We start from the raw sequence: 18,809 nt of genomic DNA on the forward strand, positions 1-18,809 counted from the left end.
CCGTCATTGAGTGGTTCTATAGTTTCCAATGATCCCCTTTTTCATGCGTATTTGTTACAATCAGGAAAGAGGAGGGAACCCCTATGAGCCACGAAACCACCGCACTGCTAAACGACTCTGTATTGGAAACGGCGGCAAGGCCGTTTGACGTAGATTGCAAAAACCTGCAAGACCTCGGCGGCAACGTCAATTTCGTCTATGCGTGTGAAAAAGACGCCAAGCCCTGCATCTTGCGCCTCACCCACGACTCGCGCCGTAAGTTGCCGGATTTCCAAGCGGAGGCGCACTTCGTGAACTATCTCGCGGAGAACGGTGCTTCCGTCTCGCGCGTGATCCCGGCACGAGACGGCTCACTCGCAGTCCAAGCCGAAAACGGATTCTCCGCTGTTCTGTTCGAAAAAGCGCCGGGTCGACTTCTCCCGTTTCAAGACTGGACGCCTGAGTTTTACGTCGCATGGGGCGAGATGATGGGCCGGTTTCACGCACTTGCCCGCACCTACACGCCCGATCCGCAGTTCAAGCGCAACGCATGGCACGAGGAGGAATGGTTGCAAGTTGACACCTTCATCCCGGCAACGGAAACCCTCGTGCTTCAAAAAGCGCATCAACTGCTCAACGACCTGCACCGCATGCCTACTTCTGCGGATTCCTACGGGCTCGTTCACAATGACTTGCACGCCCGAAATTTCCTCATGACCGATGACGGGAAACTCACCGCGTTCGACTTCGACGATTGCTGCTACAACTGGTTTGCCGGCGACATCGCCAACGTCCTGTACTACGCAGTGGGTCGGCTGTCGCGACCGCCTGGTCGGGGAGCGGGGGAGCGTGAGTTCATGCAACACTTCCTCACGTATTTCTTGGAGGGCTACCGCACGCAAAACGAGCCGGATGACTCGTGGTGGGCTGTGATGCCGCATTTTTTGAAGCTCCGAAGGGTCTTGCTGTACGTGTACTACCACAAGGAACTCGATATGGCGAATCTCTCTCCGGAGATGGCCGGAGTGGTGGAACGGACCCGTCGCGACATCGAGGAAGATTTCCCGATTACATCGTTTTGCTTTTAGGTTTTTTTGCTTGCAATTGAGAGAGACTAGGGACAGATCACCTATTATGTACCTAGGAGAGATACGATGACCACTCTCATAGAAGCGATAACGAGCATTGCCAAGGGTTTTTTGGACGAAGAACCGAAACCCCCGCTTCACGTCGGGGAAGTCATGGCGCTGTGGACCGCACTGGCGTTGCATCAAGAAGGGTACTCGATGTACGAGTTAGCGATGAATACGACCACCGATCCGGACTTGCTCCATGCTCTTCGAAAAGCCCGCGAAAGCTCCGCGGAGGACATTCACAGCATCAAGGAATTCCTCGTCAAGGAGGGGGTTCCTCTGCCGACGACCTCCGAACCCAAGCCCCACGCAAATCCGAATGCCATTCCCTATGGAGTGAAATTGACAGACGACGAGATTTGCAATCTGATCTCTGCCAAGGTGGCTTCCAGCATCGCGCTGTGTGGAAGCGGTATCGCAGAGTCGGTACGTGCTGACGTGGGATATCTATTCCTGCAATCGATGGTCAGATTGATGAAGTTCGGGGCTCCGCTTCGTGTTTTGATGAGGGAACGCGGTTGGATCAAGATCCCTCCGTACTACTATCCGCCCGGTGGAATCCCCAACCAATAGGAAAAAAAGCTCCCGCCCTGCGACCGGGCCGGGGGCTTGTTCTGTCTTGTACCTCGTCTCGCATAGAATCAATGGATAACGTGAGGTCGAGGAGTTGGGGGTTCGAGATGAGAGTCGCAACCTTTTTTCAAAGAAGTGTGTGGGGCGGCCTCTTGGTCGTGCTGGCGGCGTTCATGGTGGGCAATCTGCAATTGGTTTATGAAGCGGGACTGCAAGGGTTGAAGATTTGGTGGGACATCGTGTTTCCGGCCGTTTTTCCCGTGTTGGTGTTGTCTGAATTCATGGTTGGACTGGGCATCGTACACTTTTTGGGCGTGTTGCTCGAACCGATTATGCGGCCGCTTTTTCGAGTGCCGGGCTCGGGGGGCTTTGCGATGGCGATGGGCTTCATCTCCTCCTACCCTGTAGGGGCGCGGCTGGCGGCGTTGCTCAGAAGTGAAAAACTGGTCACGCGCTCCGAAGGGGAGCGGTTGTTATGCATCGCAAGCACGGCAGACCCGATGTTCATCTTGGTCGCGATCTCGGTGGGGGTCTTCAAGGACGCCACGCTTGGGGTCGTGATTGCAGCGGCCAACTTTGCCGGTGCCATTTTGCTCGGCTTTTTGTTGCGCTACCATGACCGCGGCGGGGAGAGTTCCGCGCAGATCAAAGATCAGAAATCCTCGCTGGTGCTCCGCGCCTTTCGCCGGATGCACGACGCACAGATTGAAGAAAAGCGCCGGATGATCGAAATTTTGTCCGATGCGGTGACCAATGCGTTCAAGACGTTGTTTGGCATCGGGGCGTTCATGATCGTGTTCTCGGTGGTGATTCAATTTGTCTCGACGGGGGCAATCTCGGAGATCTTGACGGCACCGCTTGCGTGGATGCTGTCTGTGATGCACCTGCCGGAAGCGTTGGCGCACTCGTTGGTCGTCGGCTTCTTGGAAGTTACGCAAAGCATGCGCCGCATTGCAGATGCGATCGGCCCGGACATCAAGTCCAAGATCGTCGTCGCGTCCGGGTTGGTCGCATGGGGCGGCATCTCCGTTCACATGCAAGTTGCGAGCATCATCTCGTCCACAGACATTCGCTACAAGCCGTACTTTCTCTATAAAATCGTCCACGCCTTCCTCGCGGCGGTTCTGGCGTTTTTCCTCTGGGAGCCGTTGCGCGGCACGGAAGCTGCGACGAGCGAAGCGGTTTCTGTATTTGCCTATCAACACAGCGATTCGTTGCAGGCAGGCTGGACGTTCGTCTATGGCTGGGACTTGGGGTTGTTGGGGCTGGTTATGGGCGGATTCGTGCTGTTTGCGGCATTGGTGAAAGCTCTGTCAAAACTCCGTTTTTTCTGAAAAAAAAGCACCGGGCGCCGTGCCGTTTCGGTGCTTTTTTTATTGGTTGCGCAAAGCGAATTGTTCGAATATAATCAGTATCAATCACACATAAGCACAAATGATCATAACTCATCACAAATAAGCAAACACGACCTGTGGAGGGTTTTCCTATGTTTGGAGAGGAACGCAAAGCCAAGATCTTGGAGTACGTCACCGCTCATTCGCGCGTGACCGTGCAGGAAGTCAGCGCTCAATTCGGGGTTTCCGAATCGACGGTGCGCCGCGACCTGCAAGAGTTAGAAGAAGCAAAACTGGTACGACGCACGCATGGGGGTGCGATGTCGCTGAAAGTCGTCAACCACGAGCCGACGTTCGGGGAGAAAGAGGACGCCTCTCACCCTGAGAAGGAAGCGATTGCAAGGCGAGCGCTTGAGATGATTCAGGAGGGCGACACGATCCTCATCGACGGCGGGACGACCACCTACAGCCTCGTCAAGAAACTGCGCAAGTTCTCCAAGCTCACCGTGGTCACGAACTCCCTGCTGTTCCCGCAAGAATTGCAGAGCGTGCCGGGCATTGAAGTGCTGTTGATCGGCGGATTGCTGCGCCAAGAGACCCTGTCGTTCGTCGGGCCGGTCGCAGAAAAAGTTCTGGAAATGGTGCGCGTGGACAAAGCGTTCATCGGCACGAACGGTCTCGATCTCGTACACGGTTTGACGACGCCGAACCTGACCGAAGCGTCGACCAAGCGCAAAATGATCGAAGTTGCGCAAGAAGTCATTTTGCTGACCGATTCGAGCAAGATCGGCCACGTGACGTTCGCCAAATTCGCAGACCTCGCGCACATCGACAAACTGATCACCGATGCCGGTGTGAGTGAAACTCTTCTCAGCCGATTGCGCGAAGCAGACATCGATACGTACGTTGTACAGCCATAGGAGGTACCGAGATGAAATCAACTGTTGTTACGGTGACTCTAAATCCCGCACTCGACAAAACCGTAACGGTCCCCGCTCTGGAAGTCGGGGGACTCAATCGCGTCCGGCAAGTTCGGATCGATCCGGGCGGCAAGGGCATCAACGTCGCCAAAGTCTTGCACGGTTTTGACGTTGACGTCCTCGCAACGGGACTGATCGCCGGAGGATACGGCGAGCGCTTGCTGGCTCAACTCGACCGGCAGGGGGTACCGCATTCCTTCGTGCGCGTGCCGGGCGAGACCCGCACGAACTTGAAGGTGTACTCCGAATCGGACCAAGTGACAACTGAAATTAATGAAAACGGTTTCGATGTTCAACCCCAAAGTGTTCTAGAATTTCTGAACGTATTGGAAGAGTTGCTGTCCGAAGCTTCCTACCTCGTCCTCGCCGGAAGTCTTCCCAAGGGAGTGTCGTCCGACATCTACGGGCAGTTGGTGGAGTTGGCAAACTCCAAGGGCGTGCGCACGATCCTCGACGCCGACGGAGACGCGTTGAAAAAAGGCTTGGAAGCCCGTCCCTACGCCGTCAAACCAAACCTCTTCGAACTGCAACAACTGACCGGGCAAGGAGTGGAGACGCTCGACGAGATCATTTCCGCCGGTCAGACGTTGCTCGCACGCGGACTTTCGCTTGTCGTCGTCTCGATGGGCGGAGACGGAGCCGTTTTTTTGAACAAGGAAGAGACCTACCAAGTCAAACCGTTCCCGATCACACCGCAAAGTACGGTTGGGGCCGGAGATTCGATGGTGGCGGCACTTGTTCACGGCTTGGTGACAGGCAAGTCTCTGCCGGAGCTCGCCGAATGGGCCACCACGGCGGGCACGGTCACCGCATCCAAGCGCGGGACGCAAGTTTGCACGGCAGAAGAGGTGCAAAACGAAGTACATCGCGTCACCGCAAAAAAATTGGTACCCAAAGCATGAAAGGGGAAGGATGACGATGGAGAAAAAAATACTGGCAGTCACCGCTTGCCCGACCGGGATCGCCCACACCTACATGGCGGCAGAATCTCTGGCGAAAGCAGCACGGGAACGCGACATCACGCTGAAAGTCGAAACCCGTGGGGCGATGGGGATTGAAAATGAACTGACCCAACAAGAAATCGACGAAGCGCACGCGATCATCGTCGCTGCGGCGATCGACGTCGACGCTGACCGTTTTGCAGGGAAAAACGTCGTGACAGTTCCGATTGCAGACGCGATCCGCAACCCGAACGGCCTACTGGACGAAGCGCTTGCCAAGGAAGCCGTCGCAGCAGTTCCTGTTGCCGACAAGCAAGAACAAATCGAACCCAAAAAGTCCGAACTCAAACGCGAAAAAACGGGCGCCTACAAACACCTCATGAACGGTGTCTCGCACATGCTTCCGCTGGTTGTCGCGGGCGGTCTGATCATCGCGATCTCGTTTATCTTCGGCATCAATGCATTTAAGGAACAAGGCACGCTTCCTGCGGCGCTCATGAACATCGGGAGCGGCGCGGCATTTGCCCTCATGGTTCCGATTCTCGCAGGTTTTATCGCATTTTCCATTGCGGGCAAACCGGGCTTGGCACCGGGTCTCGTCGGCGGGATGCTCGCTTCACAGAACGGTGCCGGATTCCTCGGCGGGATTGTAGCCGGTTTCCTCGCGGGGTATGTGGCGAAGTGGATGCGAGACTACATCAAGCTCCCTCGTAACTTTGAAGGTCTGAAACCGATCTTGATCATTCCGTTCCTCTCCACGCTGGTCACAGGTTTGCTCATGGTGTATGTCATCGGGACTCCGGTCAAGGCAGTGATGGATGCACTTACCGCGTGGTTGACCGGTCTGAGCTCCACCAACGCAGTGTTTCTCGGCCTCTTGCTCGGCGCGATGATGGCGATCGACATGGGCGGCCCGCTGAACAAAGCTGCGTATACGTTTGCAGTCGGTTTGCTCGGAAGCAACGTATTCGCTCCGATGGCGGCCGTCATGGCGGCCGGTATGGTTCCTCCGCTGGCCCTGTGGCTCGCCACGCTGCTCGCACCGAAAAAATTCACCGGCGAAGAACGCGAAGCCGGCAAAGCGGCGGCCGTACTCGGCATCTCCTTCATTACCGAAGGCGCGATTCCGTTTGCAGCAACCGATCCGCTTCGCGTCATTCCGTCTGTCGCAGTGGGGGCGGCCGTCACCGGCGCACTGTCGATGCTGTTTGATTGCACGCTCCGTGCCCCGCACGGCGGGATCTTCGTCGTCCCGATTCCGAACGCAGTCGGACATCCGTTGCTCTACGTTCTGTCGATTGTCATCGGTACCGTCGTTGCGGCGCTGATGCTAACCCTTTTGAAAAAACGCGTAACTGCCTAATCGAGGAGGTCTTTCCCAATGAAAAGCCAACAAGTCACCATCCAAAACGACCAAGGGTTCCACGTTCGTCCGGCGCAACTGTTCGTGCAAGAGTCGAACAAATTCGCGTCGCACATCAAACTGACCACCGAAGCCAACAACACGGTAGACGGCAAGAGCATCCTCGGCCTCATGACGCTCGGTCTTGCACAAGGAAGCAAAGTGACCATCGAAGCGGAAGGGGCAGACGAAGACCAAGCGCTTGCAGCGCTCGTTGCTCTGGTGGAAAGCAAGTTCGGTGAAGCGTAATGGCGGAACTTCGATTTAGCGGTCTCGGCGTCTCGCCCGGGATTCGCATCGGCAACGTGTGGGGATACCGACCGGGTGCAGCGTCTGTTGCATCCGTCGCGGACCATATCGAAGCAAGCGATGTAGAAGCGGAATGGGCACGACTCTCCTCTGCCAAGGATCAATCTCTGAGTGAACTGCACGCGCTGGTTGAAAAAACCAAGGAAACTCTCGGCGAAGAAAAAGCGACCATCCTCGCGGGCCAGACGAGCATCCTCGCCGACCCGATGTTCTATCCGGAGATCGAGCGTCAGATTCAAGGACAACTCGTACCGGCAGAACGCGCGGTGCAAAACGTCGTCGCAAGCATCGCGGCGCTTTTTGAAAGCATGCCCCAAGAGTACATGCGCGAACGGGCGGCTGACGTCCGCGATGTGGGCAACCGTTTGCTCACGAACTTGAGCGGTGGACAACGCGTTTCTCTCTCCGACATCCGTGAAGAAGTTGTGCTCGTCGCGGACGACCTGACCCCGTCCGACACCGTGCAACTCGACAAAACCTACATCCTCGGCATCATCACCCGTGTCGGCGGCAAGACGTCGCACACGGCGATCCTCGCCAAGTCGCTTGGCATCCCGGCGGTTTTGGGCGTAGGGAAGCAGATCGAATCCCTTCAAAACGGCGACACCCTGCTGTTTGACGGCACCACGGGAGACTGTATCTTGCATCCTGACGCTGCAACTGTGGAGGAATACCGCAAGAGCATGGAAGCGGAGAGAGGGGAGTTGGAAGTCCTCTCGCAATTCACACACCAACCGGCGATTTCCAAGGACGGCCATCGAATCGAAGTCGCGGCGAACATCGGGACCGTCGCCGAATCTCAGATGTCATTGGAACAGGGAGCCGAGGGGATCGGGCTGTTCCGCACCGAGTTTCTGTTTATGAACGCCACGTCGATGCCGACCGAAGAGGAGCAATTCGAAGCCTACCGAGCGGTCGCAGAGAATCTGCGTGACCATCCGGTCGTCATCCGCACACTGGACATCGGCGGGGACAAGGAGCTCTCCTATCTGGAACTGCCCAAGGAACTCAACCCGTTCCTCGGCTATCGAGCGATCCGCCTGTGCCTTGACCGTCCCGAACTGCTCGTGACGCAACTTCGCGCCATCCTGCGCGCCAGCCACTATGGCAAGCTCAAAGTGATGTTCCCGATGATCTCCAACCTCGACGAGTGGAGAGCGGCGAAAGCACTCTACCGGCAAGCGCAAGAGCAATTGACTTCGGAAAACATCCCGTTTGACGACGCGATGGAAGTCGGGATCATGGTCGAGATTCCGTCGGCTGCACTGTTGGCCGACCTGTTCGCGCAGGAAGTTGACTTTTTCTCCATCGGCACGAACGATTTGGTGCAGTACACCGTCGCCGTGGACCGCATGAACGAGAAAGTCGCGAACCTCTACGACTACTTCCACCCGTCGGTCTTGCGTCTGATCAAGACGGTCATCGACGCCGCACACGCCCGAGGCAAATGGGTCGGCATGTGCGGAGGGATGGCAGGCGATGAGCTGGCAACTCCGCTGTTGCTCGGTCTCGGTCTCGACGAGTGGAGCATGGACGGCGGTTCGATTGCCAAGATCAAGCGTGCGGTTCGTTCCCTGGACCGCGCCGAGTGCGAACAAATTGCGAACTCCTTGCTCTCGATCGGGACGGCATCGGAGATTCGCGAACAACTCAAACCGTACTTGCACCGCTAAAAAAGCTCTCCTCTTCGCATGCGTTGAGGAGAGCCTTTTTGTTTACCCGCTTGACAGACTGTGCTAGAATGGCACTGTGGATCTCTGTACGGATTGCACGGGTGGGTTGAGGGTTATTAACTGAGGAGAAGGAGTATGTTGCTGAACTTGTTTCAACGCGTATTTGGTTTGCGAGAGCATGGAACCACGTTGAAAACCGAAGTGATGGCAGGCATGACGTCGTTCTTCACCATTGTGTATATTGTAGCGGTCAACTCTGCGATTCTCGCCGATGCCGGGATTCCGATGGCGGGGGGCGTGTTGGCAACGGTTTTGACGGCGTGTTTTGGGTGCCTGCTGATGGGCTTCTATGCAAACGCGCCGCTGATGCTGGTGCCGGGCATGGGAGTCAACGCGTTTTTCGTGTACACCATCGTGCATTCGATGGGGCTCTCGTGGCAAGAGGGTTTGGCCGCCGTTTTTCTCTCGGGCGTGCTGTTTGCTGTCACCGCGTTTACGCGGTTGGCGGGCTGGCTGTCGGAAGCGATTCCGCAGTCGCTCAAGGAAGCGATCACCGTCGGCATCGGTCTGTTGCTGACCTTCATCGGGTTGCAAAAAGGGTCTCTCGTCGCCGCCAGCTCTACAACGTTCGTTCAGATGGGGGACTTGAGTTCTCCTGAGGCGTTGGTGACGGTTTTGACGTTGCTGGTGACGCTGGTGCTGTTCTTCCGCGGTGTGAAGGGAGCTTTCTTGCTCTCGATCTTGGTCGGCACCGGCCTTGGCTGGGTGTTCGGTCTCGTGCAACCGGGCGAGACGGCGTCGGCCGCATCGTCTGCGTCGATCTGGGACGGATTCTCGGTGATCGGAGCGTTGTCGTTCGCGAAAGTCGGTTCGATTTCGTTCTGGATGGCGACGTTCTCGCTGACGATGATCCTCGTGTTTGAGAACATGGGGATTCTGCACGGGTTTGTTCCGGAGCAGAAATTCAAGCGCTCGTTCCAAGCAAACGCCATCTCGGTCATCTCGTCCGGATTCTTCGGCACGAGTCCGACGGTCACGACCGTCGAGAACGCCGCCGGCCTCGCAGCAGGGGGCAAGACCGGGTTGACAGCTCTGACAGCGGGCGGGTTGTTCCTGCTGTCGTTGTTCTTCCTGCCGTTCATTCAGATCATCCCGGGCTGTGCGATTGCGCCGGTGCTGATCGTGATCGGCGGGTTGATGATTCAGAATGTCCAGAACATCAAGTTCCAAGACATCACCGAAGGCTTCCCCGCGTTCCTAATCATCGTGCTGATTCCGCTGACCTACAGCATCGCAGACGGCATTGCATTCGGTTTCATTGCGTACCCCGTGCTGAAACTGGCACTGGGCAGACACAAGGAGATCTCGATGCCCGCCGTTGTGATTGCCGGGTTGTTCCTGGTGGATTTGGTATTGAATGCGATGGGCGTGTAACAATGAAAAAACGTTCTTCCTCACAAGAGGGAGAACGTTTTTTCATTGTTAGGCGATATCAGGTGGACGATTTTCTTTAAGAACTGAGGAGAGATAAGATACAAAAAAGGCGACAAAAGAGAGGTGATATATATATCCGATTAGGTAGGAGGCGACCAAACCAGGATGATCAAAAGGATTATCGGGATATTGAAACAGTGAATTACAGCCCGAAATCAAAATATTAATTGATCTCGAAAGAAGTGATTGGGTGTTAAAAACAGCGAAATATTCAGGATGGGTGTAGGATAAGTTTACCAAACCAAGAACATAGAGGAAGTAGGTTTCTGTAATAATGAATAATAGTATACCGAAAATTGCCACCAATCTTTTGTCATTCGGACGATCGAGTATTGATTTGACAAAATAAACTAATGGGATCATTAGAATTGGCGAAAACAAGACGAGAGCCCCGATTTTCAAATTTCCTTTCCCTGCAATTTGATAGAAAGTGACTAAAAAAACTTGATAATAGATAATGTATAGCAAAACGGGGAGACCTACTAATCCAGTGATAAAAATAGAATTTCTAGCATTATTAATGTAACTTCTTATAAGGGTGGTTAGTAATAATGTAATTGAAGCGAATACTATGACTTGAAAAATAGAACTTTGATGTGTGTTATCGTTAGGGTATATTCTAAGAGAAACTATGATTGCAAAAGTTATTGGTACATACCAATGTTTGACGGTAGGAAGTAGCAATTTTTTTATGTGGTTAATGTTAATGAAGACTAAATCATCTCGTTTTCTAATATAACCATGCAATCTCAAAGTGATTGCGAAACCAGAAATAAATATGGATACAAAAAATAGTAGGTACCAAATGAAGTCATTACCACTCAAAGGAATTTCAACCTCTTCTTTCGTTTTGTCTATAGGTGTTTTATAATACAATACAACCTTATTTTTTGCAAGAATAGAAACCGTTATATTTGAATTCTTCTATGAAAATTAATTTTAGTGGTAATTCATATTGGGGGTCATAGCAATGACAACTGTTCAATACACCTGGAAAAGGTTTTGGTGTCCCCGAGAAGGCACATTTTCCTTAATTGATGGTGGATTCCTTCTTGACCCTGAAGGGGAGTGGGGGAAATACCATACTACTGATGTAGTTTCATATGATGAAATCTTGGGAATTCAGTGTCTCGCCTTCATTGGAGAGCCGGGGACAGGTAAGTCAACAGCGTTGAAGCATGAGCATCTAAGACGAGCAAACGAAATTGAAAAACAAGGTGATAAAACAATGTTTTTGGATCTTCGTTCTTTCGGGAGTGAAGAACGACTTGTTAAGAAATTGTTCGAGAGCAATGATTTTACTGAATGGGTAGACGGAGATTACAAATTGCATCTATTTTTGGACAGCTTAGATGAAGGGTTACTTCGAATTGATACAATTGCAACTTTGTTAGTAGATGAACTTGCTAAATTCCCTGTAAAACGATTATTTTTACGGATTGCGTGCCGAACGGGAGATTGGCCGAATGTGTTGGAGAATGGATTGATTGAATTATTGGGGGAAGAGCATGTTAGGGTTTATGAACTTGTACCTCTGAGGCGGAGTGATGTTAGGCAAGCAGTGATTTCACAAGGTCTGAATGAAAGCTGTTTTTTTGAAGAGCTATACAAAAGGGAAGCAGTATCTCTTGCAATTAAGCCGGTGACTCTGAATCTCTTGATTAACGTCTTTCGGGAGTCCGGCCAATTGCCGTCGACACAACAGGAGCTGTATTTAAAGGGCTGTTCGTTGCTTTGTTCGGAAATTAGTGACAACAGGTTGAGATCAAGCAAAATGTTAGGGGCTTTGACTCGAACGCAGCGCTTTTTAGTAGCTGCTCGAATCGCAGCTGTAACGATCTTTTCAAATCGATATGCGGTGTGGCGTGCTCCTGATCTGGGAAATGTCCCAGAAGTAGATGTAACGATGGATGCATTGAGCGGGGGAGTTGAAATCGCTGAAGGTAACATATTCGAGGTAACAGAGTTTGCCATTCAAGAAGTTCTTTCTACGGGTTTGTTTAATTCACGCGGTGCCAATCGCTTTGGGTGGGCGCATCAAACTTACGCGGAGTTTTTGGCCGCTTATTACGTTACGACTCGAAATATGGAGACGAAACAAATAATGAGCTTGCTTACACACCCTACAGATCCAGAGAGAAGGTTGATCCCGCAACTTCACCAAACAGCGGCATGGATTGCGAATCTTAATCCTATTATGATTCAGGGAATACTTGTAAGTGACCCTGTTGTCCTCCTGAATGCTGATGTATTGAATTTTGATGATCGTACCAAAGAATTGCTGACTGAAGCTTTGCTGAAAGAAGCTGAAAAAAAGACAATAATAGATACAGAACTTAGGAGTTTTTATAGAAAGCTTCAGCATCCGAAGTTAGCGGAGCAATTACGGCCATATTTTAACGACTCGTCAAAAGGTTGGTTAGCACGAAGGATCGCTGTAGATATCGCGGAAGCATGTGTAATCGTGGAATTGAAACAGGATCTTATTGATACCGTAATAGACCTTACCGAGTCACAAAATCATCGTGAGAATGCAGCACATGCATTATGCCGTTTTGTCGATGAACAAACAATTCCCATATTCAAACTCATGATATCTGGTAAAACGGGGGATGATCCGAACGATCAACTAAAAGGATATGGTTTCAGGAGTCTATGGCCTAATCATATCAGCAAAGATGAACTCTTTAGCCTGTTGACCCAACCCAAAAAAAGGAATTATATTGGCGCATACAAGATGTTTCTCAAATACGAAATAATAGAAAAATTAGAGCCTAAAGACTTACCGATCGCTTTAAATTGGCTACGTGAGAACGGAAAAGGATTTCTTCATCTGTCAGAATTTGATCATTTAGAAGAGGGAATTCTAGAAAAAGCTTTGCAAAATATCATGGATGCTAAAGTGTTGGAGGAGTATTGGAACACTCTAGTTACCCTTAGTTCAAAAAGAAGATTCAGCAATAGCTTTATTAGGAGATTGCATTTAGAAAATGACGGCAATAAAAACTTGATTCAGTATGCATTAAGTATGGAAAATCAAACGACTAGCTTACAAATATTATCTTCCACGGGTCTAATAAAGTCATCAGATTTACCGTGGTTGCTAGAAATGATGAAGAACAACCACGATACTCCACTTGGTCGAAAATATGCTCAACTTGCATGGGATATCTTTGCTGGTTCTGATCAAATTGAGCTAATTTTTGATGCCTACGTCAAATATCCAATCATGAAAGATATTGTCGGGGATTTCTTTAAGCCGGTTGATTTGTACTCCGAAAAGGCTAAATCTTTACGAGAAAGTTATAGAGACGAGCAGGATCTGGAATGTGAAGATAAAGTAGAGAATCTTGATCCTCCTCCCTCGGTGAAGGTTTTAAGGATGTTAGACGAAATTGAGTCTGGCAAAATAGAATCTTGGTGGTATTTAAATCTGGTGATGTCTGTTGAAGAGGAAAGTCCTCATTATAGTAACGAGGATGAAGTTGATCTCACAAAATTGCCAGGATGGGTCAACGCAGATACTCCCACTCATAGTCGAATCGTAGATGCAGCGAAGAAATATGTGCTAACTCAATGTGAGGACACGGATCAGTGGCTTGGGCAAAAAATAATCTATAGACCAGCAACTGCGGGTTATCGAGCCTTATTTCTTCTATATTTGATTGATTCCAAATTCGTTAACACATTACCGAGTGGTGTATGGCGTAATTGGGCATCAATCATCTTGAGTTATCAAGGGTCAGGTGAAGATGAAGACAAACCCGCTGTTCAGAAATTGGTTTCTTTTGCATATGAACACGCACCAGAAGAGTTTTTTAAAACTTTGCAAATAATGATAGAGAAGGAAACCGAGAAAAACGAGCACGTTTATTTTTTGGAAAGACTAACGGGATGTTTAGATCAAAGGTTGGGTAATTTTCTTCTATCTTTTATACAGGACCGACCTCAGATGTCGCCGAAATGCATGGAGAGTATTTTAGATTTCCTTATTAACAACAAAATAAATAGTGTGAGGGATATCTTGCAAGATATTGATTCCAGGCATTCTGATGACCCAGCGGATGCTGAGAAGGCTGTGATTGTAAAACGTTTACTGTTGGTCGGAGTGCTAACCACCGAAACTCCAAGAGAACTTTTCTCTTTATTAGAAGGTGACCTTGAATTTGCTAAAAAGGTCATGCTTCAGATCTCTGAAGATCTTCGGCGTTTTGAATTGATTCGCCACTTAGAGGAAGATCAAGTTGCGGTTCTTTACGTTTGGCTAGCTAATGTATTTCCTCATTCAGAGGATCCGATTCACGATAACAGCACAATGGCTCATTTTGTAGGTCCTCGCGAGAATGTAGCAGACTATCGTGATGGAATACTTAATTACCTAAAACAGAGAGGAACATACCAAGCTTGTGAAGTAATTTGTGCAATTATGGACGAGCTACCACACCTAGAATGGCTAACGTGGAGTTTGATTGAAGCAAGAAAGGTTGCGCGACAACAAACTTGGAACCCTCCAACCTCTAAGGATATCTTAGAACTTGCTCGTCACTCCGAGAATCGATTGGTGCAAAACGGGGACGACCTGCTTGAAGTATTATGCGATACTTTGAAAAAAATCGAATCTAAATTTCAAGGAGAAACACCTATCGCTTTCACGCTTTGGAATGAAACTAAGAAAGGGCAATACAAACCGAAGGATGAGGAAGAATTCTCAGACCTCATCAAGCACCATCTGGGCGAGGACTTACGAAATCGAGGAGTAGTCGTCAATCGTGAAGTGGAAATTCGATCAGGTTATGGTACGGGTAAAGGGGAGCGTACGGATATTCAGGTTGACGCTATTATGCGCAATCCACAGAGTAGGGAATACGATAACATAACCGTGATTATTGAAGTTAAAGGATGCTGGAACAAAGAACTGAAAACCGCGATTGAAAACCAATTAGTTGGAAGATACTTGCAAGACAATCAAACAAATCATGGTTTGTATCTTGTTGGCTGGTTCGTTTGTGACCAGTGGACGGATGAAGATTATCGTAAAAAGCAAACTCCAAAGAGTACTCTAGCGGAAGCGCAGGACCTGTTTGAAACACAGGCAATCGCATCATTGAAAAGCGGGAAGCACGTAAAAACTTTTGTAATGAATACAGCGTTGCGATAAGAAACGAAAAGCACCCTGATCCGACAGGACAGGGTGCTTTTTCTAATTCACTCTCGGAGGCATATGCTTGATCATATCTTGATATTGTTCCCACGTACCGTTCGCTGTCCAGATTGCGAGGACCAACAAGATGACAAATGCAGCGAGACCAACGATCCGTGCGGAACTGGTCTTGCGGATGACATCAATTTTATACTGGCTGTGGCAGTCGCCACAGTAGCGCTGTGGTAAAGCGGCTTCTGTTTCCTGGGTGTGTTGGCAAGTCGGGCAGGTGAGTCTCTTACGTGGTCCCTTGGCGATCAACGCCAGAACCAAAACAACACAGGCAAGCGCAAAGATGTTGATCGGGCCTTGGAAATACATTGACATACTAGGCATGAGCAATCATTTCTCCGTTTCATTTTAATAACCAATATCGTACCAAGAATAGTAGATTCTGTAAACGAAAAAAAGACTGCATCCCCGAGGGATGCAGTCTTTCTCTGAGTCAACCTTACAGGCCGCGAGCAGCCCAGATGGAGTTGAGTTGGGTCAGGTGGGAACCGCCGTACAGAGCTTGGTCAGCCGCTTTGATTGCTGCGACGCCGTTAGCAAAGCCGGAGTTCGGGGTGAGGGAGAAGTGCGATTGCAGGATGATTTTGGTTGCTACGTCACGGCCAAATGCTTGCGCCATGTCGTATTCACCGTGCGACCAGATCTCACCGTCATCATGAACTTCGCCGTCCATGTTGGTCGGGTATTTCTTGGTGGTGTCCAGACGACGCAGGGTCGGCGGGTTGGAGGAGGAGTAGGAAGTAGCGTCCCACTCACCGATCAGAGCTTTGAACGCAGTGTTCGGAGCTACTGCATCTTCGTAGGTTGCGCCCATGAAGTCGCCGAAGCCTTCGCCCATAGCGCCGCCCTCTTCGGTTGCACCGAAGCCCGGAACTTGGTTGTCTTGGATGGAGTGGCCGTACTCATGCGCGATGATCCCTGCATCTTCTGCATCGTCAACGCCGCCGGTGCCGAAGGTCAGATCCTTCGTGGACGGGGAGTACCAGGAGTTGTCTTGCGTCGAAGCGTTGGTGTTAACGGTGATCGCACGGTTGTTCACGTTGGTGAAGCCGAGCGTTTGGATGTAACGTTGAACGGTGTCGATGTGGTAGTATGCCATGACGTCTTCGAAGGAAGACGAAGAACGGGTGAAGTTAAATGCGTTCGTCGAAGAGAAGGTGTTCGCTTTCGACTTGATGTATACGTAGGAACCGCGCAGGTAGCCGGAGCCGTCCAGACCTTGCAGGGTTACAGCTTTCAGTTGGTTGGTCAGAGCGGTGGAGTCTCTGTTGGAGTTGTCGGTCAGGCCGGTAGCGCTGCCTTGGGTACGAACCGGGTTCGGGTTGAAGACTTTACCCGTGCCGTTTACGTTTTGGTGCAGGTCGCGCTTCTTGAGGACCTTGCCGTTTTCAGCGTGGACGAAGGATTCAACTTCTGCTTCGCCGTTGTGGGAAACAACTTTGAATGCCGGAACCGCTTTGCCGTTTTCAACAACATAACCGAACTTGCGGGAGTTCATCGCAGATGCGCCGCCGGTGACGTTCAGGTCAGCCAGAGCTTTTGCTTCTGCTTCGTTTTCGGTCAGTTTCTTGGTTTTGATCGTTTCAACGGTGAGGTTCGGCACGTAGTCGGAGGTCACGAGCAGCGCTTGTCCAGCGTTGTCGAGGGTTACAGCGACTTGGTGGGTGAACAGTTCTTCGCCGTTTACGGTTTGTTGGTAGCGAACGATCGTGCCGCCCAGCGTGTTCGTCGTGGAGACGAGTTGCAGGTCGGAGAGATCGGATTTGAAGCCGTATTTCGCAGCTTCTGCTTTCAGAGCGTTACCTGCTGCTGCTTGTGCATCGACGGACTTTGCTGCCGGTGCTGCAACAGTCGGGGTACCGGTTTGTGCGAATGCAGCCGGGACGACCGTCGTCATCATAACTGCGGTTGCGATTGCGGTGATCATGGTTTTGCGTTTCATTGTAACGCCTCCCTTTTTATATTTCGTAAATAATCGTACAATTTCGCAGATAGAATTGCAAGACTTTTTTCAAGAAAAAGATAGTGTTTCGTAAATCGATATTTTATAAAACGCAAAAAACCCTCACAGCCCAAGGGCGTGAGGGTTTTTCAAATCGGTTTGCAGTTATCTCACTTCTCGATCATCGCGACCCATCAGCAAGAGTTTGAAGCAGTAGAGACCGGAGATCCCTACCAAGGTGTAGATGATGCGGCTGAGCCAAGAGTCGGCACCGCCGAACAGGGCGGCCACCAAGTCCCATTGGAACAAACCGACCAGCAACCAGTTCAATGCCCCAACGATGACGAGGGTGAGCGCAATTCGATCCCAAGACGTGATACGGTTCATAGAGAGCCCTCCTTTGCATCCGACGTTGTTGTTACTATCGGATAAAAGCGGGAGGTCTATGTCAGGAAATTGGTTCCTTAACGCAAGCGATCACCGTCGGGTTCCGGTTCTTCGTTTTTGGGATTTTCGGTCGGGACGTAGCCTTTGGCGTATTCATACGTCAGGACTTCCCTTGTGTCGGTATGGGATTGTGGCGTGGTCAAGTTTTCGCGTCTATTGGTCATGGTCTTGCGTCCTCCTCTGGAGATCAACAGTTGGAGGTAGTATGCGCGACCGTTTTGCCTTTTAATACGAGTCGTAGCGCTTGCGGTAATAGCGGCAGACCCAGTGGAACAGACTCGCGATGCGTCCCATGCCTTCGGTCAATTCCAACACGAAGGCGCGGTGTGGCGAGTCTCCAAGAACTTTGGTGTCCGAGAAGTACATGCCGACCAAGCCTTGAATCACCAAGCGGTGAAAGCGGGGGCTTGGCAAGTCTTCGAGAGCTTGCAGGGAGCGGGACGCAAAGGTGCGGATGCGTTCGTACGCTTCGTCTGTCGATTCATAGTAGGTGACGAAATTTAAGTCGCCGCCCTCCAAATCTTCCTCTTGGTCGATGAAGTAGTCGAGCAGGATGTGCAAACCGCCGATCCACGGGAAGTAGGCGTGTAGAATCTTCTCCACATCCTCCGGCGTCAAATCCTCGTCACTTGCGGCGAGGAAGAGCATGAACATGCCGAGCGTGGAGCCGGTTGCCGCCGAGAATTCATACCACGCAAGCTCCGGGAATTGCTCGGCGTGTTGCTCGAACCACTTGATGAGGCGAGGTTCGCGCTCTTCGACTCGGACATGCTTGTGGACTTGGAGATCGCAATACAGGCCGACGAGCCGGAGAATTCCTGCTTGGACGAGCGGGTAACTTGGCAGAGACGCGATGCTTTCTTGGCAAGTGGTGACGAGGGCGTTGAGGTAGCCGCCGTCGTTTTTTTCCGCACGGTGGGCGTAGTAGTCGTGGAGTTCTCCGTTGCGGGTCACGGCGTCGAGCATCGCTTGGTGCAGTTGGCGGAAATCTGCCGGATCAAGCGAGGTACTGCGGTCGCACAGGTTGTCGAGATAATCGGAAATCGTCTGGAACGCGACGATCAATTTCACTAACGTATGTAGATGCGCGGGATGAGCGGCGGTGGCGTAGACGGTGCCGCCGTCGGCGTGAAAACGCTTGGTCGTCAAACTCATCAAGGCTTGGTGCTGCAATTCCGGATCGGGAATACGCGATGCGAAGTCGTGCCAGGATTTCAATTCACGGCCGGATGCCGGGAGCACGTCGCGGAAGCTGCGGCGTAAGAGGGTGAATGGGGTCTCGGGAGTTCGTATCATGCGGACGTGCCGCCTCCTAACTCTAGCAATCTAACTCGATCCTACACGAAATTTGTAGAATGGTATATACTTATTGGTAGGAATATACAACGGG

At 51.1% G+C, this 18,809-nt stretch carries 15 protein-coding genes; 10 read left to right on the plus strand and 5 right to left on the minus strand.

What is annotated here, in order from left to right:
• Positions 1 to 83: 83 nt before the first annotated feature.
• The 9 genes from JJB07_RS14450 (at position 84) to JJB07_RS14490 (ending at position 9,758) form a co-directional block, all read left to right on the plus strand.
• Positions 84 to 1,067: a phosphotransferase enzyme family protein gene (locus tag JJB07_RS14450; protein WP_201636237.1), complete on the plus strand. Its 984-nt coding sequence runs from the start codon at positions 84 to 86 to the stop codon at positions 1,065 to 1,067.
• A 66-nt stretch (positions 1,068 to 1,133) separates the two neighbouring features.
• Positions 1,134 to 1,685, plus strand: coding sequence for a DUF3231 family protein (locus JJB07_RS14455; protein ID WP_201636239.1), 552 nt, complete (start codon positions 1,134 to 1,136; stop codon positions 1,683 to 1,685).
• A gap of 107 nt (positions 1,686 to 1,792) precedes the next feature.
• Positions 1,793 to 3,019: a sporulation integral membrane protein YlbJ gene (ylbJ, locus tag JJB07_RS14460; protein WP_201636241.1), complete on the plus strand. Its 1,227-nt coding sequence runs from the start codon at positions 1,793 to 1,795 to the stop codon at positions 3,017 to 3,019.
• A 152-nt stretch (positions 3,020 to 3,171) separates the two neighbouring features.
• Positions 3,172 to 3,939 (plus strand): DeoR/GlpR family DNA-binding transcription regulator, encoded by a 768-nt coding sequence (locus tag JJB07_RS14465; RefSeq protein ID WP_201636243.1) that lies wholly within the window; start codon positions 3,172 to 3,174, stop codon positions 3,937 to 3,939.
• 11 nt (positions 3,940 to 3,950) lie between these two features.
• On the plus strand, positions 3,951 to 4,901 hold the full coding sequence (gene pfkB / locus JJB07_RS14470) for a 1-phosphofructokinase (protein ID WP_201636245.1): 951 nt from the start codon (positions 3,951 to 3,953) through the stop codon (positions 4,899 to 4,901).
• A 16-nt stretch (positions 4,902 to 4,917) separates the two neighbouring features.
• A complete protein-coding gene (locus JJB07_RS14475) occupies positions 4,918 to 6,303 on the plus strand; it encodes a PTS fructose transporter subunit IIC (RefSeq protein WP_201636247.1) in 1,386 nt (461 codons plus the stop codon).
• Positions 6,304 to 6,321: 18 nt separating this feature from the next.
• On the plus strand, positions 6,322 to 6,591 hold the full coding sequence (locus JJB07_RS14480; RefSeq protein ID WP_201636249.1) for an HPr family phosphocarrier protein: 270 nt from the start codon (positions 6,322 to 6,324) through the stop codon (positions 6,589 to 6,591).
• Positions 6,591 to 8,324, plus strand: a complete 1,734-nt coding sequence (gene ptsP, locus JJB07_RS14485) for a phosphoenolpyruvate--protein phosphotransferase (RefSeq protein WP_201636251.1) — start codon at positions 6,591 to 6,593, stop codon at positions 8,322 to 8,324. The genes JJB07_RS14480 and ptsP overlap by 1 nt, the downstream gene beginning before the upstream one ends.
• 138 nt (positions 8,325 to 8,462) lie before the next feature.
• Positions 8,463 to 9,758 (plus strand): NCS2 family permease, encoded by a 1,296-nt coding sequence (locus tag JJB07_RS14490; protein ID WP_201636529.1) that lies wholly within the window; start codon positions 8,463 to 8,465, stop codon positions 9,756 to 9,758.
• 48 nt (positions 9,759 to 9,806) lie between these two features.
• Here the strand turns inward: JJB07_RS14490 and JJB07_RS14495 are convergent, their stop codons facing one another.
• Positions 9,807 to 10,643 (minus strand): hypothetical protein, encoded by an 837-nt coding sequence (locus JJB07_RS14495; protein WP_201636253.1) that lies wholly within the window; start codon positions 10,641 to 10,643, stop codon positions 9,807 to 9,809.
• Positions 10,644 to 10,788: 145 nt separating this feature from the next.
• Between JJB07_RS14495 and JJB07_RS14500 the strand changes: the two genes are divergently transcribed.
• Positions 10,789 to 14,976, plus strand: a complete 4,188-nt coding sequence (locus tag JJB07_RS14500; RefSeq protein WP_201636255.1) for an NACHT domain-containing protein — start codon at positions 10,789 to 10,791, stop codon at positions 14,974 to 14,976.
• A gap of 493 nt (positions 14,977 to 15,469) precedes the next feature.
• Here JJB07_RS14500 and JJB07_RS14510 read toward each other — a convergent pair whose 3' ends face one another.
• The 4 genes from JJB07_RS14510 to JJB07_RS14525 form a co-directional block, all read right to left on the minus strand.
• Positions 15,470 to 16,972, minus strand: a complete 1,503-nt coding sequence (locus tag JJB07_RS14510) for a M36 family metallopeptidase (protein WP_201636259.1) — start codon at positions 16,970 to 16,972, stop codon at positions 15,470 to 15,472.
• A 165-nt stretch (positions 16,973 to 17,137) separates the two neighbouring features.
• Positions 17,138 to 17,359, minus strand: coding sequence for a DUF378 domain-containing protein (locus JJB07_RS14515; RefSeq protein ID WP_201636261.1), 222 nt, complete (start codon positions 17,357 to 17,359; stop codon positions 17,138 to 17,140).
• A gap of 77 nt (positions 17,360 to 17,436) precedes the next feature.
• On the minus strand, positions 17,437 to 17,583 hold the full coding sequence (locus tag JJB07_RS14520) for a hypothetical protein (protein WP_201636263.1): 147 nt from the start codon (positions 17,581 to 17,583) through the stop codon (positions 17,437 to 17,439).
• Positions 17,584 to 17,644: 61 nt separating this feature from the next.
• Entirely contained in the window at positions 17,645 to 18,715 is a 1,071-nt protein-coding gene (locus JJB07_RS14525; RefSeq protein WP_201636265.1) for a tetraprenyl-beta-curcumene synthase family protein, read from the minus strand.
• Positions 18,716 to 18,809: the final 94 nt, after the last annotated feature.

Source organism: Tumebacillus amylolyticus, from assembly GCF_016722965.1.
GTDB classification, from domain to species: Bacteria; Bacillota; Bacilli; order Tumebacillales; family Tumebacillaceae; genus Tumebacillus; species Tumebacillus amylolyticus.

What these genes read in the sequence shown, in the direction of transcription:
- JJB07_RS14450 (WP_201636237.1), top strand. Translation starts at nt 84, where the DNA reads ATGAGCCACGAAACCACCGCACTGCTAAACGACTCTGTATTGGAAACG.
- JJB07_RS14455 (WP_201636239.1), top strand. Translation starts at nt 1,134, where the DNA reads ATGACCACTCTCATAGAAGCGATAACGAGCATTGCCAAGGGTTTTTTG.
- ylbJ (WP_201636241.1), top strand. Translation starts at nt 1,793, where the DNA reads ATGAGAGTCGCAACCTTTTTTCAAAGAAGTGTGTGGGGCGGCCTCTTG.
- JJB07_RS14465 (WP_201636243.1), top strand. Translation starts at nt 3,172, where the DNA reads ATGTTTGGAGAGGAACGCAAAGCCAAGATCTTGGAGTACGTCACCGCT.
- pfkB (WP_201636245.1), top strand. Translation starts at nt 3,951, where the DNA reads ATGAAATCAACTGTTGTTACGGTGACTCTAAATCCCGCACTCGACAAA.
- JJB07_RS14475 (WP_201636247.1), top strand. Translation starts at nt 4,918, where the DNA reads ATGGAGAAAAAAATACTGGCAGTCACCGCTTGCCCGACCGGGATCGCC.
- JJB07_RS14480 (WP_201636249.1), top strand. Translation starts at nt 6,322, where the DNA reads ATGAAAAGCCAACAAGTCACCATCCAAAACGACCAAGGGTTCCACGTT.
- ptsP (WP_201636251.1), top strand. Translation starts at nt 6,591, where the DNA reads ATGGCGGAACTTCGATTTAGCGGTCTCGGCGTCTCGCCCGGGATTCGC.
- JJB07_RS14500 (WP_201636255.1), top strand. Translation starts at nt 10,789, where the DNA reads ATGACAACTGTTCAATACACCTGGAAAAGGTTTTGGTGTCCCCGAGAA.
- JJB07_RS14510 (WP_201636259.1), bottom strand. Translation starts at nt 16,972, where the DNA reads ATGAAACGCAAAACCATGATCACCGCAATCGCAACCGCAGTTATGATG.
- JJB07_RS14515 (WP_201636261.1), bottom strand. Translation starts at nt 17,359, where the DNA reads ATGAACCGTATCACGTCTTGGGATCGAATTGCGCTCACCCTCGTCATC.
- JJB07_RS14520 (WP_201636263.1), bottom strand. Translation starts at nt 17,583, where the DNA reads ATGACCAATAGACGCGAAAACTTGACCACGCCACAATCCCATACCGAC.
- JJB07_RS14525 (WP_201636265.1), bottom strand. Translation starts at nt 18,715, where the DNA reads ATGATACGAACTCCCGAGACCCCATTCACCCTCTTACGCCGCAGCTTC.